The 17,859-nt window shown below is 70.4% G+C and carries 17 protein-coding genes; all 17 read left to right on the forward strand.

The window, feature by feature from the left end; all coding sequences use genetic code 11:
- The first annotated feature begins 6 nt into the window (after positions 1-6).
- The 17 genes from thrC (at position 7) to atpA (ending at position 17,844) form a co-directional block, all read left to right on the forward strand.
- Complete coding sequence (gene thrC / locus AB0C99_RS27880) at positions 7-1,077, forward strand: threonine synthase (protein WP_362480527.1); 1,071 nt, start codon at positions 7-9, stop codon at positions 1,075-1,077.
- A 308-nt stretch (positions 1,078-1,385) separates the two neighbouring features.
- Positions 1,386-2,303, forward strand: a complete 918-nt coding sequence (gene thrB / locus AB0C99_RS27885) for a homoserine kinase (RefSeq protein ID WP_362480530.1) — start codon at positions 1,386-1,388, stop codon at positions 2,301-2,303.
- 423 nt (positions 2,304-2,726) lie between these two features.
- Positions 2,727-4,781 (forward strand): transcription termination factor Rho, encoded by a 2,055-nt coding sequence (gene rho, locus AB0C99_RS27890; protein ID WP_362480533.1) that lies wholly within the window; start codon positions 2,727-2,729, stop codon positions 4,779-4,781.
- Between the two features lie 202 nt (positions 4,782-4,983).
- Positions 4,984-6,075 (forward strand): LCP family protein, encoded by a 1,092-nt coding sequence (locus tag AB0C99_RS27895; RefSeq protein ID WP_362480535.1) that lies wholly within the window; start codon positions 4,984-4,986, stop codon positions 6,073-6,075.
- A 143-nt stretch (positions 6,076-6,218) separates the two neighbouring features.
- Positions 6,219-6,437 (forward strand): 50S ribosomal protein L31, encoded by a 219-nt coding sequence (gene rpmE / locus AB0C99_RS27900; protein WP_046909139.1) that lies wholly within the window; start codon positions 6,219-6,221, stop codon positions 6,435-6,437.
- A 117-nt stretch (positions 6,438-6,554) separates the two neighbouring features.
- Positions 6,555-7,631 (forward strand): peptide chain release factor 1, encoded by a 1,077-nt coding sequence (gene prfA, locus AB0C99_RS27905; protein WP_362480538.1) that lies wholly within the window; start codon positions 6,555-6,557, stop codon positions 7,629-7,631.
- Between the two features lie 51 nt (positions 7,632-7,682).
- Positions 7,683-8,528 (forward strand): peptide chain release factor N(5)-glutamine methyltransferase, encoded by an 846-nt coding sequence (prmC, locus tag AB0C99_RS27910; RefSeq protein ID WP_362480540.1) that lies wholly within the window; start codon positions 7,683-7,685, stop codon positions 8,526-8,528.
- Positions 8,529-8,571: 43 nt separating this feature from the next.
- On the forward strand, positions 8,572-9,219 hold the full coding sequence (locus AB0C99_RS27915; RefSeq protein WP_362480543.1) for an L-threonylcarbamoyladenylate synthase: 648 nt from the start codon (positions 8,572-8,574) through the stop codon (positions 9,217-9,219).
- Positions 9,216-9,869: a protein-tyrosine-phosphatase gene (locus AB0C99_RS27920; protein ID WP_362480547.1), complete on the forward strand. Its 654-nt coding sequence runs from the start codon at positions 9,216-9,218 to the stop codon at positions 9,867-9,869. The genes AB0C99_RS27915 and AB0C99_RS27920 overlap by 4 nt, the downstream gene beginning before the upstream one ends.
- 116 nt (positions 9,870-9,985) lie before the next feature.
- On the forward strand, positions 9,986-11,245 hold the full coding sequence (gene glyA / locus AB0C99_RS27925; RefSeq protein ID WP_362480550.1) for a serine hydroxymethyltransferase: 1,260 nt from the start codon (positions 9,986-9,988) through the stop codon (positions 11,243-11,245).
- 107 nt (positions 11,246-11,352) lie between these two features.
- Entirely contained in the window at positions 11,353-12,666 is a 1,314-nt protein-coding gene (locus tag AB0C99_RS27930) for an MraY family glycosyltransferase (protein WP_362480553.1), read from the forward strand.
- 274 nt (positions 12,667-12,940) lie between these two features.
- Positions 12,941-13,354, forward strand: a complete 414-nt coding sequence (locus AB0C99_RS27935) for a hypothetical protein (RefSeq protein ID WP_362480556.1) — start codon at positions 12,941-12,943, stop codon at positions 13,352-13,354.
- Between the two features lie 225 nt (positions 13,355-13,579).
- A complete protein-coding gene (gene atpB, locus AB0C99_RS27940; protein ID WP_362480559.1) occupies positions 13,580-14,389 on the forward strand; it encodes a F0F1 ATP synthase subunit A in 810 nt (269 codons plus the stop codon).
- 91 nt (positions 14,390-14,480) lie between these two features.
- The gene (gene atpE, locus AB0C99_RS27945; protein ID WP_010474382.1) at positions 14,481-14,714 is read left to right on the forward strand and encodes an ATP synthase F0 subunit C; all 234 of its coding nucleotides are present in this window, start codon (positions 14,481-14,483) and stop codon (positions 14,712-14,714) included.
- A gap of 41 nt (positions 14,715-14,755) precedes the next feature.
- Positions 14,756-15,301, forward strand: coding sequence for a F0F1 ATP synthase subunit B (locus tag AB0C99_RS27950; protein ID WP_362480561.1), 546 nt, complete (start codon positions 14,756-14,758; stop codon positions 15,299-15,301).
- Entirely contained in the window at positions 15,298-16,113 is an 816-nt protein-coding gene (locus tag AB0C99_RS27955; RefSeq protein ID WP_362480563.1) for a F0F1 ATP synthase subunit delta, read from the forward strand. The genes AB0C99_RS27950 and AB0C99_RS27955 overlap by 4 nt, the downstream gene beginning before the upstream one ends.
- 135 nt (positions 16,114-16,248) lie before the next feature.
- Positions 16,249-17,844 carry a F0F1 ATP synthase subunit alpha gene (gene atpA, locus AB0C99_RS27960; RefSeq protein WP_362480566.1) on the forward strand — a complete coding sequence of 532 codons (1,596 nt, stop codon included), beginning with the start codon at positions 16,249-16,251 and terminating at the stop codon, positions 17,842-17,844.
- Positions 17,845-17,859: the final 15 nt, after the last annotated feature.

The following is a 17,859-nucleotide window of genomic DNA, read 5'->3' on the forward strand; positions in this document are numbered from 1 at the left end:
GGACCCATGACCACCAAGGGCACCCACCAGTGGCGCGGCATCATCGAGGAGTACCGGGACCGTCTTCCGGTCACGGACACGACGCCGGTCGTCACGCTCCGTGAGGGCGGCACGCCGCTCGTCCCCGCTCAGGTGCTCTCCGAGCGCACGGGCTGCGAGGTGCACCTCAAGGTCGAGGGCGCCAACCCCACCGGCTCCTTCAAGGACCGGGGCATGACGATGGCCATCACCCGGGCCAAGGAGGAGGGCGCGCAGGCCGTCATCTGCGCCTCCACCGGCAACACCTCCGCCTCCGCCGCCGCGTACGCGGTGCGCGCGGGCATGGTCTCGGCCGTGCTCGTGCCGCAGGGCAAGATCGCGCTCGGCAAGATGGGCCAGGCGCTGGTGCACGGCGCCAAGATCCTCCAGGTCGACGGCAACTTCGACGACTGCCTCACGCTGGCCCGCTCGCTCTCCGAGAACTACCCGGTGGCGCTGGTCAATTCGGTGAACCCGGTCCGCATCGAGGGCCAGAAGACCGCGGCCTTCGAGATCGTCGACATGCTCGGCGACGCCCCCGACATCCACGTGCTGCCCGTCGGCAACGCCGGCAACATCACGGCGTACTGGAAGGGGTACCGCGAGTACGCCGCCGACGGGCTCGCGACGCACCGCCCGCGCATGTGGGGCTTCCAGGCGTCCGGCTCCGCGCCGCTCGTGCGCGGCGAGGTCGTCAAGGACCCGTCGACCATCGCCACCGCGATCCGCATCGGCAACCCGGCCTCCTGGGACTACGCGATCGCCGCCCGCGATGAGTCGGGCGGCTTCATCGACGAGGTGACGGACCGTGAGATCCTGCAGGCGTACCGCCTGTTGGCCGCTCAGGAAGGCGTCTTCGTCGAGCCGGCCTCGGCCGCCTCGGTGGCCGGTCTGCTGAAGGCCGCCGCGCAGGGCAAGGTCGACCCGGGCCAGAAGATCGTCTGCACGGTCACCGGCAACGGCCTCAAGGACCCCGACTGGGCCGTCGCGGGCGCTCCGCAGCCCGTCACCGTCCCGGTGGACGCCGCGGCCGCCGCCGAGCGGCTCGGGCTCGCCTGACCTCGGACGCCGTACGGTTCCTGATCATGGGTCAAACCCGATCAGGAACCTACATAGGCGCACAGGTTGGCGCGCGACACGCATCGTGCGCCTCCTGTGCGCCCTATGTCGCCACAGAACCTTCCTTCGATAGGCTGTACCGAACCCGCCCCGTTGCATATGCGCGGTGTCGTTGCCGTTGTCGCCCGTGAGGCGCGCGCGGCCCCCGGGTTCCCCGCACCTCCGCAGCCATCCCCGCAGTACGCCGTAGCACCGCCGCAGTACGTCCCCCCGCACGATCACCGCAAGTCAAGGAGAGTCAACGAGCGATGGCCGGTCCCGCGTTCCGCGCCGCCGCCGTACGGGTGCGCGTCCCCGCCACCAGCGCCAATCTGGGTCCGGGCTTCGACGCCTTCGGCCTGTCGCTGGGGCTCTACGACGACGTGGTCGTCCGGGTCGCCGACTCCGGGCTGCACGTCGACATCGCCGGCGAAGGTGCCGACACCCTTCCCCGCGACGAGAGCCACCTGCTCGTACGCTCGCTGCGCACCGCCTTCGACCTGCTGGGCGGCCAGCCGCGCGGTCTTGAGGTCGTCTGCGCCAACCGCATCCCGCACGGCCGCGGCCTCGGCTCCTCCTCCGCCGCCATCTGCGCCGGCATCGTCGCCGCCCGCGCCGTCACCATAGGCGGCGACACCCGCCTCGACGAGGCCGCGCTGCTCGAACTGGCCACCGAGATCGAGGGCCACCCCGACAACGTCGCGGCCTGCCTGCTCGGCGGCTTCACGCTCGCCTGGACCGAGGGCGGTGCCGCCCGGGCGATCAGGATGGAGCCCTCCGATTCCATCGTTCCGGTGGTTTTCGTCCCCGGAAAGCCCGTGCTCACCGAGACCGCCCGCGGACTGCTCCCGCGCACCGTCCCGCACGTGGACGCCGCCGCCAACGCCGGCCGCGCCGCCCTCCTCGTCGAGGCCCTGACCCGCCGCCCGGAGCTGCTGCTCGCGGCCACCGAGGACCGGCTGCACCAGGAGTACCGGGCGCCCGCGATGCCGGAGAGCATCGCCCTTGTGAACCGGCTGCGGGCGGACGGTGTGCCCGCGGTCATCTCCGGCGCGGGCCCCACGGTCCTCGCGCTGGCGGACCACGGAACGGCCGACAAGGTCGCCCTGCTCGCGGGCGAGGGATGGGCCGCGAACCGGCTCGACCTCGACGCGCCCGGAGCGAGCGTCCTGCCGCTCGCGCCCTGACGGGCAGCCCGCGCGGCTCCCCTGAGCCGGGGCCGCGCGGACACGAGATCGCCGGTGACGGAGAGGGGGAATGTTTGTTGGAGCCGGTAGTGTTAACCTCAAGTCTGCACCCGACGTCTTTGTGGCGCGGTGCTGAGTGTCCCCATCAGGGACCGCCAATTCTTCCGGGAGCCTCCTCCACTGCCTGAGCAGCCTGCCTGAGCAGATTCGAGCACGCTCCGGAACCGGCACGACACCCCTCGCTTCTCTTGTTCGAGGGCCGAGCAGGGGGCGCTCGGGCCGGACCCACAGCATGTTTTCTCTCTTCCGCCGTACCCGGCGGGACCACCGCCCCGACACGGTCCGCCAAGCAGGACCGCTGCCGGACAGCACAACCGGTCGCCGAGCCAGATGGCCGACGTCCGCTCCAGGGAAGGACCCTTCGTGAGCGACACCACCGATCTGATGGGCGTGACTGCCGACAGCAGTGTCGACACCTCCGCGCCCGCCGAAGGTGCTGCCTCCGGCACCACCGCACGGCGCCGCCGCTCCGGCACCGGCCTTGAGGGCATGGTCCTGGCCGAGCTGCAGCAGGTCGCGTCCGGCCTCGGCATCAGGGGCACCGCGCGGATGCGCAAGAGCCAGCTGATCGAGGTCATCAAGGAGGCCCAGGCCGGCGGCGGCTCCGCCGCCCCCGCCAAGTCGGCCGACACCGCCGAGACCAAGCCGAAGCGCCGCACCGCGGCCAAGGCCCGTACGGCCGACGCCGAGGCCGCGCCGAAGGCCGAGAAGGCCGAGCCGGTCGCCCAGCAGCAGATCGAGATCCCCGGCCAGCCGGCGTCCGAGGACGCCCCGGCCGGCGAGCGCCGCCGCCGTCGCGCCACCGCCCCGGCCGGTTCGCCGGAGGGCGAGGCCAAGGCCGAGACCGCGCAGGCCGTCAAGACCGAGACCCGCGCCGAGGCCCGTACCGAGACGCAGGGCGAGGCCAAGGCCGAGACCGCCGTCGACACCGCCGAGGGCCGCGGCCGTCGCGACCGCGGCGAGCGGGGCGAGCGCGGTGACCGCCGCGACCGCCAGCGCGACCGTCGCGACCGCGGCAAGGGCGAGGAGCAGCAGGGCGGCCAGGGCCAGGGCGGCCAGAGCCGGCGCCAGGGCGGCCAGGGCCAGGGTCAGGGCCAGGGCGGCCAGGGCCAGGGTCAGGGTCAGCCCCAGGGCCAGCAGGGCGGCCAGTCGGCCGGCCCGCTGGACGACGACGACTTCGAGGGCGGCCGGCGCGGCCGTCGCGGGCGCTACCGCGACCGCCGCGGGCGCCGTGGGCGCGACGAGTTCGCGGCCGGCGAGCCGCAGGTCGCCGACGACGACGTCCTGATCCCCGTCGCGGGCATCCTCGACATCCTCGACAACTACGCGTTCATCCGGACCTCCGGCTACCTGCCCGGCCCGAACGACGTGTACGTCTCCCTCGCCCAGGTCCGCAAGAGCGGCCTGCGCAAGGGCGACCACGTCACCGGTGCCGTGCGCCAGCCGAAGGAGGGCGAGCGCCGCGAGAAGTTCAACGCGCTGGTGCGCCTCGACTCGGTCAACGGCATGGCGCCGGAGTCCGGCCGCGGCCGCCCCGAGTTCAACAAGCTCACCCCGCTGTACCCGCAGGACCGGCTCCGTCTGGAGACCGACCCGGGCGTGCTGACCACGCGGATCATCGACCTCGTGTCGCCGATCGGCAAGGGCCAGCGCGGTCTGATCGTGGCCCCGCCGAAGACCGGCAAGACCATGATCATGCAGGCGATCGCCAACGCGATCACCCACAACAACCCCGAGTGCCACCTGATGGTCGTCCTGGTCGACGAGCGTCCGGAAGAGGTCACCGACATGCAGCGGTCGGTCAAGGGCGAGGTCATCTCCTCGACCTTCGACCGTCCCGCCGAGGACCACACCACCGTCGCCGAGCTGGCCATCGAGCGCGCCAAGCGCCTCGTGGAGCTGGGTCACGACGTGGTCGTCCTGCTGGACTCCATCACCCGTCTGGGCCGCGCGTACAACCTCGCGGCGCCCGCCTCCGGCCGCATCCTGTCCGGTGGTGTCGACTCGACCGCGCTGTACCCGCCGAAGCGCTTCTTCGGTGCCGCGCGGAACATCGAGGACGGCGGCTCGCTGACCATCCTGGCCACCGCGCTGGTCGACACCGGCTCGCGCATGGACGAGGTGATCTTCGAGGAGTTCAAGGGCACCGGCAACATGGAGCTCAAGCTCGACCGGAAGCTCGCCGACAAGCGCATCTTCCCGGCCGTCGACGTCGACGCCTCGGGCACGCGCAAGGAGGAGATCCTGCTCGGCAGCGACGAGCTCTCCATCACCTGGAAGCTGCGCCGCGTGCTGCACGCGCTCGACCAGCAGCAGGCGATCGAGCTGCTGCTGGACAAGATGAAGCAGACGAAGTCGAACGCCGAGTTCCTGCTCCAGATCCAGAAGACGACGCCCGGAGCGGCGAACAACGACTGACGCGAGACGTCGGTCACACGGCGAGGGGCCGGCCCGGCCCGTTACCCCGCCGTGACCTGCGAGAACGAGCGCGCCCACCGTGTCACACGGTGGGCGCGCTCGCGTTACGGGCCGTCGCTCAGCGAAACCTCACAGCCTCCTATGCAACCCTTTCGGGTGTTTCGTCATCACAGAAGGTGAAACCGAGGGCTGAGGAAAGACGATGACCGAGCACCATCAGGGAACCCGAATACGGGCCACCGGCCGCCGCCGGAAACGGCCCGCGAAGGGCCGCCGCGTGCTGAGGGCGGTCGCCTGGAGCACCGCCGCGCTCGTCGTCCTCGGCGGCGCGGGACTGGGCTACGCGTACGTCAGGCTGGACGGCAACATCAAGGGCGTCGACATCAACGCCCAGCTCGGCAAGGACCGCCCCGAGAACGTCGACAACGGCTCGATGGACATCCTGGTCCTCGGCTCCGACTCCCGATCCGGCGCCAACGCCGAGTACGGCAAGGACGAGGGCGGCGCCCGCTCCGACACCGCGATGGTGGTGCACGTCTACGAGGGCCACAAGAAGGCCGCCGTGGTCTCCATCCCGCGCGACACCCTGGTCGACCGCCCCCAGTGCACCGACGGCAGGGGCGGCACGGTCCCGGGACAGCACCGGGCGATGTTCAACACCGCGTACGAGGTCGGCGGCCCGGCCTGCGCCGTGAAGACCGTCGAGGCGATGTCCGGGATCCGCATGGACCACTACGTCGAGGTCGACTTCACCGGCTTCAAGAAGCTCATCGACCAGCTCGGCGGCGTCGAGATCACCACCACCAAGGCCATCAAGGACACCAAGAGCCACCTCGACCTCGCCCCGGGCACCCACACCCTCGACGGCGAGCAGTCCCTCGGCCTGGTCCGCACCCGCAAGAGCGTCGGCGACGGCAGCGACCTCGGCCGCATCCAGCTCCAGCAGGCGTTCATGAAGGCGTTCATCGACCAGGTGAAGAGCGTCGGCGTCTTCTCCAACCCCAAGAAGCTCTTCGACCTCGCCGACACCGCCACCAAGGCCATCACTCCCGACTCCGAGCTCGATTCGGTCAACGCGCTCATGGGCTTCGCCAAGGGCCTTTCCGGCCTCGGTGCCGACGACGTCCACATGATCACGCTGCCCGTCGAGTACGACCCCGTGGACCCCAACCGGGTCGTCCCGCTGGAGGCCCAGTCCCGCCAGGTCTGGCAGGCGCTCAAGGCGGACAAGGCCATCCCGGCCTCGGCCACCAAGGAGGGGGCCACCGGCAAGGCCGAGGGCCTCGTGAAGTAGGCCCCGGGACCCTCAGGAATAGTTCCGGCCACCCCCCGGTTTTGGGAGATGCGGCCGGTCCTGGCAGACTGGTACGTCGGCCCCGGTTCACGCAGGTGCATCCCGCACGGCGACCCGGAGCCCTCCCGAAACTAGGAGACACCTTGAAGCGCGAGATCCACCCCGAGTACGTCGAGACCCAGGTCAGCTGCACCTGCGGTGCGTCGTTCACCACTCGTAGCACCCTGACCGAGGGCACCATCCGTGCCGAGGTCTGCTCCGAGTGCCACCCGTTCTACACGGGCAAGCAGAAGATCCTCGACACCGGCGGCCGCGTCGCCCGCTTCGAGGCCCGCTTCGGCAAGGCTGCGGCCAAGAAGTAGCACGTCACTGCGCCGGTCCTTGGTCGCTCCCGCTCGGGGGCACCGGACCGGCGCTTTGCCGTCCCCGCAGTCGTTCCCCCGCAGCAGCCCTTCCCGAAAACACCCCAGGAGCATCCGATGTTCGAAGCGGTCGAGGACCTGGTCGGCGAGCACGCCGACCTCGAGAAGAAGCTCGCCGACCCTTCGGTCCACTCCGACCAGGCGAACGCGCGCAAGCTCAACAAGCGCTACGCGGAGCTGACCCCGATCATCGGCACGTACGGGGCCTGGAAGCGGACGGCGGACGACATCGCGACGGCCAAGGAGCTGGCCGCCGACGACCCCGACTTCGCCGCCGAGGTCAAGGAGCTGGAGAAGCAGCGCGAGGAGCTGACGGACAAGCTCCGGCTGCTGCTCGTCCCGCGCGACCCCAGCGACGACAAGGACGTCATCCTGGAGATCAAGGCCGGCGCCGGCGGCGACGAGTCCGCGCTCTTCGCGGGCGACCTGCTGCGGATGTACCTGCGGTACGCCGAGCGGATCGGCTGGAAGACCGAGATCATCGACGCCACCGAGTCCGAGCTGGGCGGCTACAAGGACGTCCAGGTCGCCGTGAAGACCAAGGGCGGCAACGGGGCCACCGAGCCCGGCCAGGGCGTCTGGGCGCGGCTGAAGTACGAGGGCGGGGTGCACCGCGTGCAGCGCGTGCCCGCCACCGAGTCGCAGGGCCGCATCCACACCTCCGCCGCCGGCGTGCTCGTCACCCCGGAGGCCGAGGAGGTCGAGGTCGAGGTCCACGCGAACGACCTGCGCATCGACGTCTACCGCTCGTCCGGTCCCGGCGGCCAGTCCGTCAACACCACCGACTCGGCGGTCCGCATCACCCACCTGCCGACCGGCATCGTCGCCTCCTGCCAGAACGAGAAGAGCCAGCTCCAGAACAAGGAGCAGGCCATGCGCATCCTGCGCTCCCGGCTGCTCGCCGCCGCGCAGGAGAAGGCCGAGGCCGAGGCCGCGGACGCCCGCCGCAGCCAGGTCCGCACGGTCGACCGCTCCGAGAAGATCCGTACGTACAACTTCCCGGAGAACCGCATCTCGGACCACCGCGTCGGCTTCAAGGCGTACAACCTGGACCAGGTGCTCGACGGCGAGCTCGACCCGGTCATCCAGGCGTGCGTCGACGCCGACTCGGCCGCCAAGCTCGCCGCCGCGTAAGACGCGTACCTCGTCAGCTCGTCAGCCCCACCCGCACCACGGAGGACCAGCGTGAACCTGCTGCTTGCCGAGGTGGCCCAGGCCACCCAGCGGCTGGCCGACGCCGGCGTGCCCTCACCGCGTTTCGACGCGGAGGAGCTCGCCGCGTTCGTGCACGGCGTCAAGCGGGGGGAGCTGCACAACGTCAAGGACGCGGACTTCGACGCCCGCTACTGGGAGACCATCGCCCGCCGCGAGGCGCGCGAGCCGCTCCAGCACATCACCGGGCGGGCGTTCTTCCGCTACCTGGAGCTCCAGGTGGGCCCCGGCGTGTTCGTGCCCCGGCCGGAGACCGAGTCGGTCGTCGGCTGGGCCATAGACGCCGTGCGCGCCATGGACGTCGTCGAGCCGCTCATCGTCGACCTGTGCACCGGCTCGGGCGCCATCGCGCTCGCCATGGCGCAGGAGGTGCCGCGCTCGCGCGTGCACGCGGTCGAGCTCTCCGACGACGCGCTCGTGTGGACCCGCAAGAACGCCGAGGGCTCGCGCGTCACCGTCCACCAGGGCGACGCGCTGACCGCGCTGCCGGAGCTCAACGGCCAGGTCGACCTGGTCATCTCCAACCCGCCGTACATCCCGCTGACCGAGTGGGAGTACGTGGCCCCCGAGGCCCGCGACCACGACCCGGAGATGGCGCTGTTCTCCGGCGAGGACGGCCTGGACACCATCCGCGGCATCGAGCGCACCGCGCACCGGCTGCTGCGGCCCGGCGGGCTCGTCGTCATCGAGCACGCGGACACCCAGGGCGGCCAGGTGCCGTGGATCTTCAACGAGGAAGCCGGCTGGGCCGACGCCGCCGACCACCCCGACCTGAACAACCGGCCGCGGTTCGCGACCGCCCGCAAGGCCACCCCATGAGCAACCAGTCCAGGCACGACGCGTACGAGAAGGCAGGCGACTAATGGCCCGGCGATACGACTGCAACGAAGCGACGGACCGTGCGACGGGTCTGCGCGAGGCCGCGTCCGCCGTACGCCGCGGCGAGCTCGTCGTGCTGCCCACCGACACCGTCTACGGGATCGGCGCGGACGCCTTCAGCTCCGAGGCCGTCGCGGACCTGCTCGCCGCCAAGGGCCGCGGCCGGAACATGCCGACGCCCGTCCTGATCGGCTCCCCGAACACGCTGCACGGCCTCGTCACGGACTTCTCCGAGCACGCCTGGGAGCTCGTCGACGCCTTCTGGCCCGGCGCGCTCACCCTGGTCGCCAAGCACCAGCCCTCGCTCCAGTGGGACCTGGGCGACACCCGCGGCACCGTCGCGATCCGGATGCCGCTGCACCCGGTCGCCATCGAGCTGCTCACCGAGGTCGGCCCGATGGCCGTCTCCTCGGCCAACCTCACCGGCCACCCGTCGCCGGAGGACTGCGACGCGGCCCAGGGGATGCTCGGCGACTCCGTCTCCGTCTACCTGGACGGCGGCCCCACCCCCGGCATCGTGCCCTCCTCCATCGTCGACGTCACGGGCAAGGTCCCGGTGCTGCTGCGCGCCGGCGCGCTCAGCGCGGAGGAGCTCCGGAAGGTGGTACCCGACCTCGAGGTGGCGAATTGACCGCCCCTGAGGGGCGTGGCATAGCGGGGCACCCGAACGACGGCACCACCTTCCGCATCCTCCACGTCAGCACCGGCAACGTCTGCCGCTCGCCGATCACCGAGCGGCTGACCCGCCATGCCCTGAGCGACCGCCTGGGCGACCCCCTGGGCGGCGGCCTCATCGTGGAGAGCGCGGGCACCTGGGGCCACGAGGGCGCCCCCATGGAGGCCAACGCGGAGCTGGTCCTGGCGGACTTCGGCGCCGACCACACCGGCTTCGTGGGGCGCGAGCTCCTCGACGAGCACGTGATCCGCGCCGACCTGGTCCTCACCGCGACCCGCGACCACCGCGCGCAGGTCATCTCGATGGGGCACTCGGCGGGCCTGCGCACCTTCACCCTGAAGGAGTTCACCCGCCTCGTCCGGGCCATAGACCCGACGACCCTCCCCGACCCCCGCGACGGCCACGACACCATCGACCGCGCCCGCGCCCTGGTCCGCGCCGCCGCCGCTCTACGCGGGTGGCTCCTGGCCCCGTCGGCGGAGGCGGACGAGGTGAACGACCCGTACGGGGCGCCCATCACGTTCTTCCGCTCGATCGGCGACGAGATCAACCAGGCGCTGGACCCCGTGGTCACGGCCCTGACGGGCGTGCCGGCGAAGCGCTGAGGGGGCTTCCGGGGCGCTCGTGGGGGAGGGGCGGACCCGGGTGGCCGTGTGGGGCGGCGGAGGGGCGCAGGCGTGCCTACAGTGGATTTCCAGACCGCTCACGCCCGGAGCCCCCCATGCCGGTCACCGCGCCCCCAGAGGCAGAACACCAGAGCCCGCTCGACGTGCTGCGCCGACAGGACCCCGAGATCGCCGACGTACTGCTCGGGGAGGAGCGGCGGCAGGATGACGGGCTGCAGCTGATCGCCGCCGAGAACTTCACCTCGCCGGCCGTGCTCGCCGCGCTCGGCTCCCGGCTGGCCAACAAGTACGCCGAGGGCTACCCGGGCGCCCGGCACCACGGCGGCTGCGAGTACGCCGACGCGGCCGAGCGGATCGCGGTGGACCGGGCCCGCGCCCTCTTCGGGGCCGAACACGCCAACGTACAGGCCCACTCGGGCTCCTCCGCCGTGCTCGCCGCCTACGCGGCGCTGCTGCGGCCGGGGGACACCGTGCTCGCCATGGGGCTCGCGTACGGCGGGCACCTCACGCACGGCTCGCCCGCGAACTTCTCGGGCCGCTGGTTCGACTTCGTCCCCTACGGGGTGGACGCGGAGACCGGGCTCGTCGACTACGAGCAGGTCGCCGCGCTCGCCCGGCACCACCGGCCGAAGGCGATCGTCTGCGGGTCGATCTCCTACCCGCGCCACCTCGACTACGCGATCTTCCGGGCCATCGCCGACGAGGTCGGCGCCTATCTGATCGCCGACGCCGCCCACCCGCTGGGCCTGATCGCCGGCGGCGCGGCCCCGAACCCCGTCCCGTACGCGGACGTCGTCTGCGGCACCACGCACAAGGTGCTGCGCGGTCCGCGCGGCGGGCTGCTGCTGTGCGGGGCGGAGCTGGCCGAGCGGATCGACCGGGCGGTGTTCCCGTTCTCGCAGGGCGGGGCGCAGATGCACACCATCGCCGCCAAGGCCGTCGCCTTCGGCGAGGCGTCCACCCCCGCCTTCACCGCGTACGCCCATCAGGTGGTCGAGCACGCCCAGGTGCTGGCCGCGGCGCTCGCCGCCGAGGGCTTCGCGCTGACCACCGGCGGGACCGACACGCATCTCATCACTGCGGACCCGGCGCCGCTCGGCGTCGACGGGCGCACCGCGCGGGCCCGGCTGGCCGCCGCCGGCGTGGTGCTGGACACCTGCGCGCTGCCGTACGGGGACGGCCGCGGCATCCGGCTGGGCACCGCCGCGGTGACCACGCAGGGGATGGGGGCGCCGGAGATGGCGAGGATCGCCGCGCTGTTCACCGCGGCGCTGCGCGAGGACCCGCGCGAGACGGCCCGGGTACGCGCCGAGGTGCGGGAGCTGGCGGGGCGATTTCCCCCGTATGGCCGGTAAAAGCCGGGGCCGCGCAACCGTACGGGGGGTACGCGTGTCCTCGACCATGGGGACGGCCCGGCTAGGGTGTGGGGCTGAGATGGCCAGCGATTCCTGTGGGGCAGCCCGTGCGTGATTACCTGCTGACGCTCTGTGTCACGGCCGCGGTGACCTATCTGCTGACCGGTCCGGTGCGGAAGTTCGCCATCGCGACCGGGGCGATGCCGGAGATCCGCGCCCGCGACGTACACCGAGAACCGACACCGCGGCTCGGTGGCATCGCCATGTTCTTCGGGCTGTGCGCTGGCCTGCTGGTCGCGGACCACCTGCAGAACCTGAACAGCGTCTTCGAGCTCTCCAACGAGCCACGCGCGCTGCTCTCCGGCGCCGCCCTGATCTGGCTGATCGGCGTGCTGGACGACAAGTTCGAGCTGGACGCGCTGATCAAGCTGGGCGCCCAGATGATCTCGGCGGGCGTCATGGTCATGCAGGGTCTGACGATCCTGTGGCTGCCCATCCCGGGTGTCGGCACGGTCGCGCTCACCCAGTGGCAGGGCACCCTGCTGACCGTCGCCCTGGTGGTGCTGACCATCAACGCGGTCAACTTCGTCGACGGTCTCGACGGGCTCGCCGCCGGCATGGTGTGCATCGCCGCCGCGGCCTTCTTCCTCTACGCGTACCGGATCTGGTTCGGCTACACGATCGAGGCCGCCGCGCCCGCGACTCTGTTCGCCGCGATCCTGATGGGCATGTGCCTGGGCTTCCTGCCGCACAACATGCATCCCGCGCGGATCTTCATGGGCGACTCGGGCTCGATGCTGATCGGCCTGATCCTGGCCGCCTCGGCCATCTCCATCACCGGCCAGGTCGACCCGGACGCGCTGAAGATCTTCGAGGGTTCGACCAAGGCGGCCACGCACGCGGCGCTGCCGGTCTTCATCCCGCTGGTGCTGCCGCTGACCATCATCGCGATCCCGATGGCCGACCTGGTGCTGGCGATCGTGCGCCGCACCTGGAAGGGCCAGTCGCCGTTCGCGGCGGACCGCGGGCACCTGCACCACCGGCTCCTGGAGATCGGGCACTCGCACAGCCGGGCGGTCCTGATCATGTACTTCTGGTCGGCGCTGATCGCCTTCGGGACGCTCGCCTACTCCGTGCACTCGACGTCGATGTGGATCGTCCTCGCCGTGGTGTTCCTGAGCGCCGTCGGCCTCGTGCTGCTCCTGCTGCCGCGCTTCACGCCGCGGGCCCCGCGCTGGGCGGAGGCGGTCGTGCCGCCGCGCTACCGGCGCCGTAGGACCGCCTTGGTGCCCGAGACTCCAGAGGGGCTCGACGAGCCCGCGGAGGAGCGGGTTCCGGTGCCCGCGGGGGTCAACGGATCGACCGCGATCGGCAACCGCGCGCGCTTCTCCGACAGAAGTAAGGCCGGGGCGCGGGGTTGACGCACTCGTTTGCGAATGCCGCATCCGACCCCAATACCAGACAACTCACCCTGCGGTCCTGCACACACGCGCAGAGTCACTCTCAGGTGTGACGGTAGGCACACTCTTCGAGTAAAGACCTATTCAAATAGTTTGTGATACGGTTCACGAGACCCGGCGACAGTGCCGAAAGACCGTAGTGCGACGGTCTCTTGGCCCCGAGACCTACCTCGGACCGGGCTTACGCTCGTCCTTGACGACACCATCGCCCCCTCCAGCAAGCGGAGACACCGCCATGCCGTCCAACGACGCACGCCTACTGCTGCACACCGCCGTACCCACCGCTGCCGCCGGCGCCATCGCGACCGTCGTCAGTGGTGTCGTGGCGGGCGGCAAGGGCGCACTCGGCGCCGTCGTCGGCACCCTGGTGGTCATCCTCTTCATGGGTCTCGGGCTGCTGGTGCTCCAGCGGACGGCGAAGAAACTCCCGCAGCTGTTCCAGGCCATGGGACTCATGCTCTACACGGCCCAACTGCTGGTGCTCTTCATCTTCCTGGCCTTGCTGAAGGACACTTCGGCGTTCGACTTCAAGGCTTTCGCATTCACGCTTCTCGCCACGACCGTGGTGTGGGTCGCCGCCCAGGCCCGGGCCTACATGAAGGCCAAGATCATGTACGTCGAGCCCGAGAAGTCGGGTCCGAAGTCGTGAAGGGTAGGGCCGGGATAAAGACGAGTTCGGCTTCCTGCTATCGTCCGGTGCCAACTGCGGCACTGCGGGCGCGGGCATCCGAAACGGCGCCTGTCCCAGCGCGAGGCTCGATGCCGAACCGCCGCCCCCTTATCCGTAAGACCAGTCCAGTGCCGACCCGCGGCTGCGTGCCGCGCCGACACAACGAGGTTGCCGTACCTATGCGCCACGCTGAAGGAGCCCGCGGTGAGTGCTGACCAGACGCTTGCCTTCGACCCGGATTGCCACATCTTCACCGGATGCGGCTTCCCGGCGCCGGGCCTGCACACGTTCATGTACGAGCCGATCGCGACGTGGGGGAGCTTCGAGTTCACGAAGCCGATGCTCCTCGCGATCCTGGGCTCGATCGTGGTCGTCGGCTTCTTCTGGGCCGCCTTCAACAAGCCGAAGCTGATCCCCGGCAAGATGCAGATGGTCGGCGAGGCCGGTTACGACTTCGTGCGCCGCGGCATCGTCTACGAGATCATCGGCAAGAAGGACGGCGAGAAGTACGTCCCGCTGATGGTGTCTTTGTTCTTCTTCGTGTGGATGCTCAACCTCTGGTCGATCATCCCGCTCGCCCAGTTCCCGGTCACGTCGCTGATCGCCTTCCCGGCGGCCCTCGCGCTGATCGTGTACGTCCTCTGGGTCTCGCTGACCTTCAAGAAGCACGGCTTCGTCGGCGGCTGGAAGAACATCGTCGGCTACGACAAGTCGCTCGGCCCGATCCTTCCCCTGGTCGTCGTCCTCGAGTTCTTCTCGAACCTGCTCATCCGGCCCTTCACGCACGCGGTCCGACTGTTCGCGAACATGTTCGCCGGTCACCTGCTCATCGTGATGTTCTCGCTGGCGACCTACTACCTCCTGAACGGGCTCGGCTTCGTCTACGCCGGCGCCTCGTTCGTGATGGTCCTGGTGATGACCGCCTTCGAGCTCTTCATCCAGGCCGTCCAGGCGTACGTCTTCGTCCTCCTGGCCTGCAGCTACGTCCAGGGCGCGCTCTCCGAGCACCACTGAGCCGGCCCGGCCAGCAGCACTCCCCCCCCAAACCAACAGTCGTCCGGTGGCCAACCCCCACCGGGTCCTTGAAAGAGAAGGAAGAACCGGCATGTCCGCTCTCGAGACTCTCGCCGCCGTCAACGGAAACGTCGCCTCCATCGGCTACGGCCTCGCGGCCATCGGCCCCGGCGTCGGCGTCGGCATCATCTTCGGTAACGGCACCCAGGCCCTCGCCCGTCAGCCCGAGGCCGCCGGCCTGATCCGTACCAACCAGATCATGGGTTTCGCGTTCTGTGAGGCGCTCGCCCTCATCGGCATCGTCATGGGCTTCGTCTACAAGTAAGCCGGACCGACAGCCCGACCCTTTTTACGGAAGGCACAGATGTGAACGCTCTGCTTCTTGCGGAAGCGGCGGAGCCCCAGCCTCCGCTCATCCCGCATCTCGATGAGCTCGTCATCGGCCTGATCGCCTTCGTCATCGTCTTCGGCTTCCTCGCCAAGAAGCTCCTCCCGAACATCAACAAGGTTCTGGAAGAGCGCCGCGAGGCCATCGAGGGTGGCATCGACAAGGCCGAATCGGCCCAGATCGAGGCTCAGAGTGTGCTGGAGCAGTACAAGGCCCAGCTCGCCGAGGCCCGCCACGAAGCCGCGCGTCTCCGCCAGGAGGCGACGGAGCAGGGCACCGCGATCATCCAGGAGATGAAGGCGGAAGGCCAGCGCCAGCGCGAGGAGATCGTCGCGGCCGGTCACGCCCAGATCGAGGCCGACCGCAAGACCGCGTCCGCCGCGCTGCGTCAGGACGTCGGCAAGCTGGCCACCGATCTGGCCGCGAAGCTGGTCGGCGAGTCCCTTGAGGACGTCGCCCGCCAGAGCCGCACCATCGACCGCTTCCTCGACGAGCTCGAGGAGAAGGCCGAGGCCGTCCGATGAACGGAGCGAGCCGCGAGGCACTGGGCGCCGCACGCGAGGCCCTCGACGCGCTGACCGACAACACCTCGGTCGACGCGGCGAAGCTCGCCGGCGAGCTGGCCGCGGTCACCGGGCTGCTCGACCGCGAGGTGTCGCTGCGTCGGGTCCTGACCGACCCGGCCCAGGCGGGCGAGGCCAAGGCCGAGCTCGCGCAGCGACTCCTGGCCGGTCAGGTGGGCGGCGAGGCCGTCGACCTGGTCTCCGGCATGGTCCGCTCGCGCTGGTCGAGCTCCCGCGACCTGGTCGACGCGGCCGAGGAGCTGGCGAACATCGCCGACCTCACCGCCGCCCAGCGTTCGGGCGCCCTCGACGGCGTCGAGGACGAGCTGTTCCGGTTCGGCCGGATCGTCTCGTCCAGCCCCGAGCTCCGCTCGGCGCTGACGGACAAGGCCGCCACGGCCACCGCCAAGGGCGAGCTGCTGCGCAGCCTGCTCGACGGCAAGGCCGACGCCGTCACCGAGCGACTCGTCATCCGTCTGGTGACCCAGCCCCGGGGACGTAGCCTGGAAGCGGGAATCGATTCCCTCTCCAAGCTCGCCGCGGCGCGCCGGGACCGGATGGTGGCGGTCGTCACCTCGGCGGTGCCGCTCAGCGACGGGCAGAAGCAGCGCCTCGGTGCCGCACTGGCCAAGCTGTACGGCCGCCAGATGCACCTGAACCTGGACGTGGACCCGGCGGTCCTCGGCGGGATCACCGTGCGGGTCGGCGACGAGGTCATCGACGGCAGCATCTCGGAGCGCCTCGGCGAGGCGACCCGGCGACTGGCCGGCTGACACCAGCCGCCACACCAAGCAAGACAGCAACACATGCGGCCCGGTTGGGCCGTGCAGAGATTGCAGAAGTTCCTGGGGGTCGGCCCCCAGACCCCTAAGAAACTTCGGGCCCAACAAGGAGAGCAGGGAACCCAGATGGCGGAGCTCACGATCCGGCCGGAGGAGATCCGGGACGCGCTGGAGACCTTCGTCCAGTCGTACCAGCCGGACGCGGCCTCGCGCGAGGAGGTCGGCACGGTCAGCCTGGCCGGCGACGGCATCGCGAAGGTCGAGGGTCTTCCCTCGGCCATGGCGAACGAGCTGCTGAAGTTCGAGGACGGGACCCTCGGTCTCGCGCTGAACCTCGAAGAGCGCGAGATCGGCGCGATCGTCCTCGGCGAGTTCAGCGGCATCGAGGAGGGACAGCCGGTGCAGCGCACCGGCGAGGTCCTCTCCGTCGGTGTCGGTGAGGGATACCTGGGTCGCGTCGTCGACCCGCTCGGCAACCCGATCGACGGTCTCGGCGAGATCGCGACCGAGGGCCGCCGCGCCCTCGAGCTGCAGGCCCCGGGCGTCATGGCCCGTAAGTCGGTCCACGAGCCCATGGAGACCGGCTACAAGGCCGTCGACGCCATGACGCCGGTCGGCCGCGGTCAGCGTCAGCTGATCATCGGTGACCGTCAGACCGGCAAGACCGCGCTGTGCATCGACACGATCATCAACCAGCGTGACAACTGGCGCTCCGGCGACGTGAACAAGCAGGTCCGCTGCATCTACGTCGCCGTCGGCCAGAAGGGCTCCACCATCGCGTCCGTCCGCGGCGCGCTGGAGGAGGCCGGTGCCCTGGAGTACACGACCATCGTCGCCGCCCCGGCGTCCGACCCGGCCGGCTTCAAGTACCTGGCGCCGTACACCGGTTCCGCCATCGGTCAGCACTGGATGTACCAGGGCAAGCACGTCCTGATCGTCTTCGACGACCTGTCGAAGCAGGCCGACGCCTACCGCGCCGTGTCGCTGCTGCTGCGCCGCCCGCCGGGCCGTGAGGCGTACCCGGGTGACGTCTTCTACCTGCACTCGCGTCTGCTGGAGCGCTGCGCGAAGCTGTCGGACGAGCTCGGCGCGGGCTCGATGACCGGTCTGCCGATCGTCGAGACCAAGGCCAACGACGTGTCGGCGTTCATCCCGACCAACGTCATCTCGATCACCGACGGCCAGTGCTTCCTGGAGTCCGACCTGTTCAACGCCGGCCAGCGTCCGGCCCTGAACGTCGGTATCTCGGTCTCCCGAGTCGGTGGCTCCGCCCAGCACCCGGCCATGAAGCAGATCGCCGGCCGCCTCCGCGTGGACCTGGCCCAGTTCCGTGAGCTGGAGGCGTTCGCGGCCTTCGGTTCGGACCTGGACGCCGCGTCGAAGGCGCAGCTGGAGCGCGGTCAGCGCATGGTCGAGCTGCTGAAGCAGGCCCAGTACCAGCCGATGCCGACCGAGAACCAGGTCGTCTCGGTGTGGGCCGGCACCACCGGCAAGATGGACGACGTCCCGGTCGCCGACATCCGTCGCTTCGAGGCCGAGCTCCTGTCGTACCTGCGACAGAAGCACTCGAACCTCATGACCTCCATCCGTGAGGGCAAGAAGATGTCGAACGACACCCTGACGGCCGTCGCCGACGCCATCGCGGAGTTCAAGCAGCAGTTCGAGACCTCTGACGGCAAGCTGCTCGGCGAGGACGCTGCCGCCGTCAACGTCTCGAAGTGACGACGGAAGGGACCT

The sequence above is a fragment of the Streptomyces sp. NPDC048659 genome, assembly GCF_040650575.1.
Classification (GTDB): Bacteria; Actinomycetota; Actinomycetes; order Streptomycetales; family Streptomycetaceae; genus Streptomyces.

Bases quoted from the DNA above. Each gene is read 5' to 3' on its own strand.
- thrC (WP_362480527.1), top strand. From the start codon at position 7: ATGACCACCAAGGGCACCCACCAGTGGCGCGGCATCATCGAGGAGTAC.
- thrB (WP_362480530.1), top strand. From the start codon at position 1,386: ATGGCCGGTCCCGCGTTCCGCGCCGCCGCCGTACGGGTGCGCGTCCCC.
- AB0C99_RS27895 (WP_362480535.1), top strand. From the start codon at position 4,984: ATGACCGAGCACCATCAGGGAACCCGAATACGGGCCACCGGCCGCCGC.
- prfA (WP_362480538.1), top strand. From the start codon at position 6,555: ATGTTCGAAGCGGTCGAGGACCTGGTCGGCGAGCACGCCGACCTCGAG.
- AB0C99_RS27915 (WP_362480543.1), top strand. From the start codon at position 8,572: ATGGCCCGGCGATACGACTGCAACGAAGCGACGGACCGTGCGACGGGT.
- glyA (WP_362480550.1), top strand. From the start codon at position 9,986: ATGCCGGTCACCGCGCCCCCAGAGGCAGAACACCAGAGCCCGCTCGAC.
- AB0C99_RS27935 (WP_362480556.1), top strand. From the start codon at position 12,941: ATGCCGTCCAACGACGCACGCCTACTGCTGCACACCGCCGTACCCACC.
- atpE (WP_010474382.1), top strand. From the start codon at position 14,481: ATGTCCGCTCTCGAGACTCTCGCCGCCGTCAACGGAAACGTCGCCTCC.
- AB0C99_RS27955 (WP_362480563.1), top strand. From the start codon at position 15,298: ATGAACGGAGCGAGCCGCGAGGCACTGGGCGCCGCACGCGAGGCCCTC.
- atpA (WP_362480566.1), top strand. From the start codon at position 16,249: ATGGCGGAGCTCACGATCCGGCCGGAGGAGATCCGGGACGCGCTGGAG.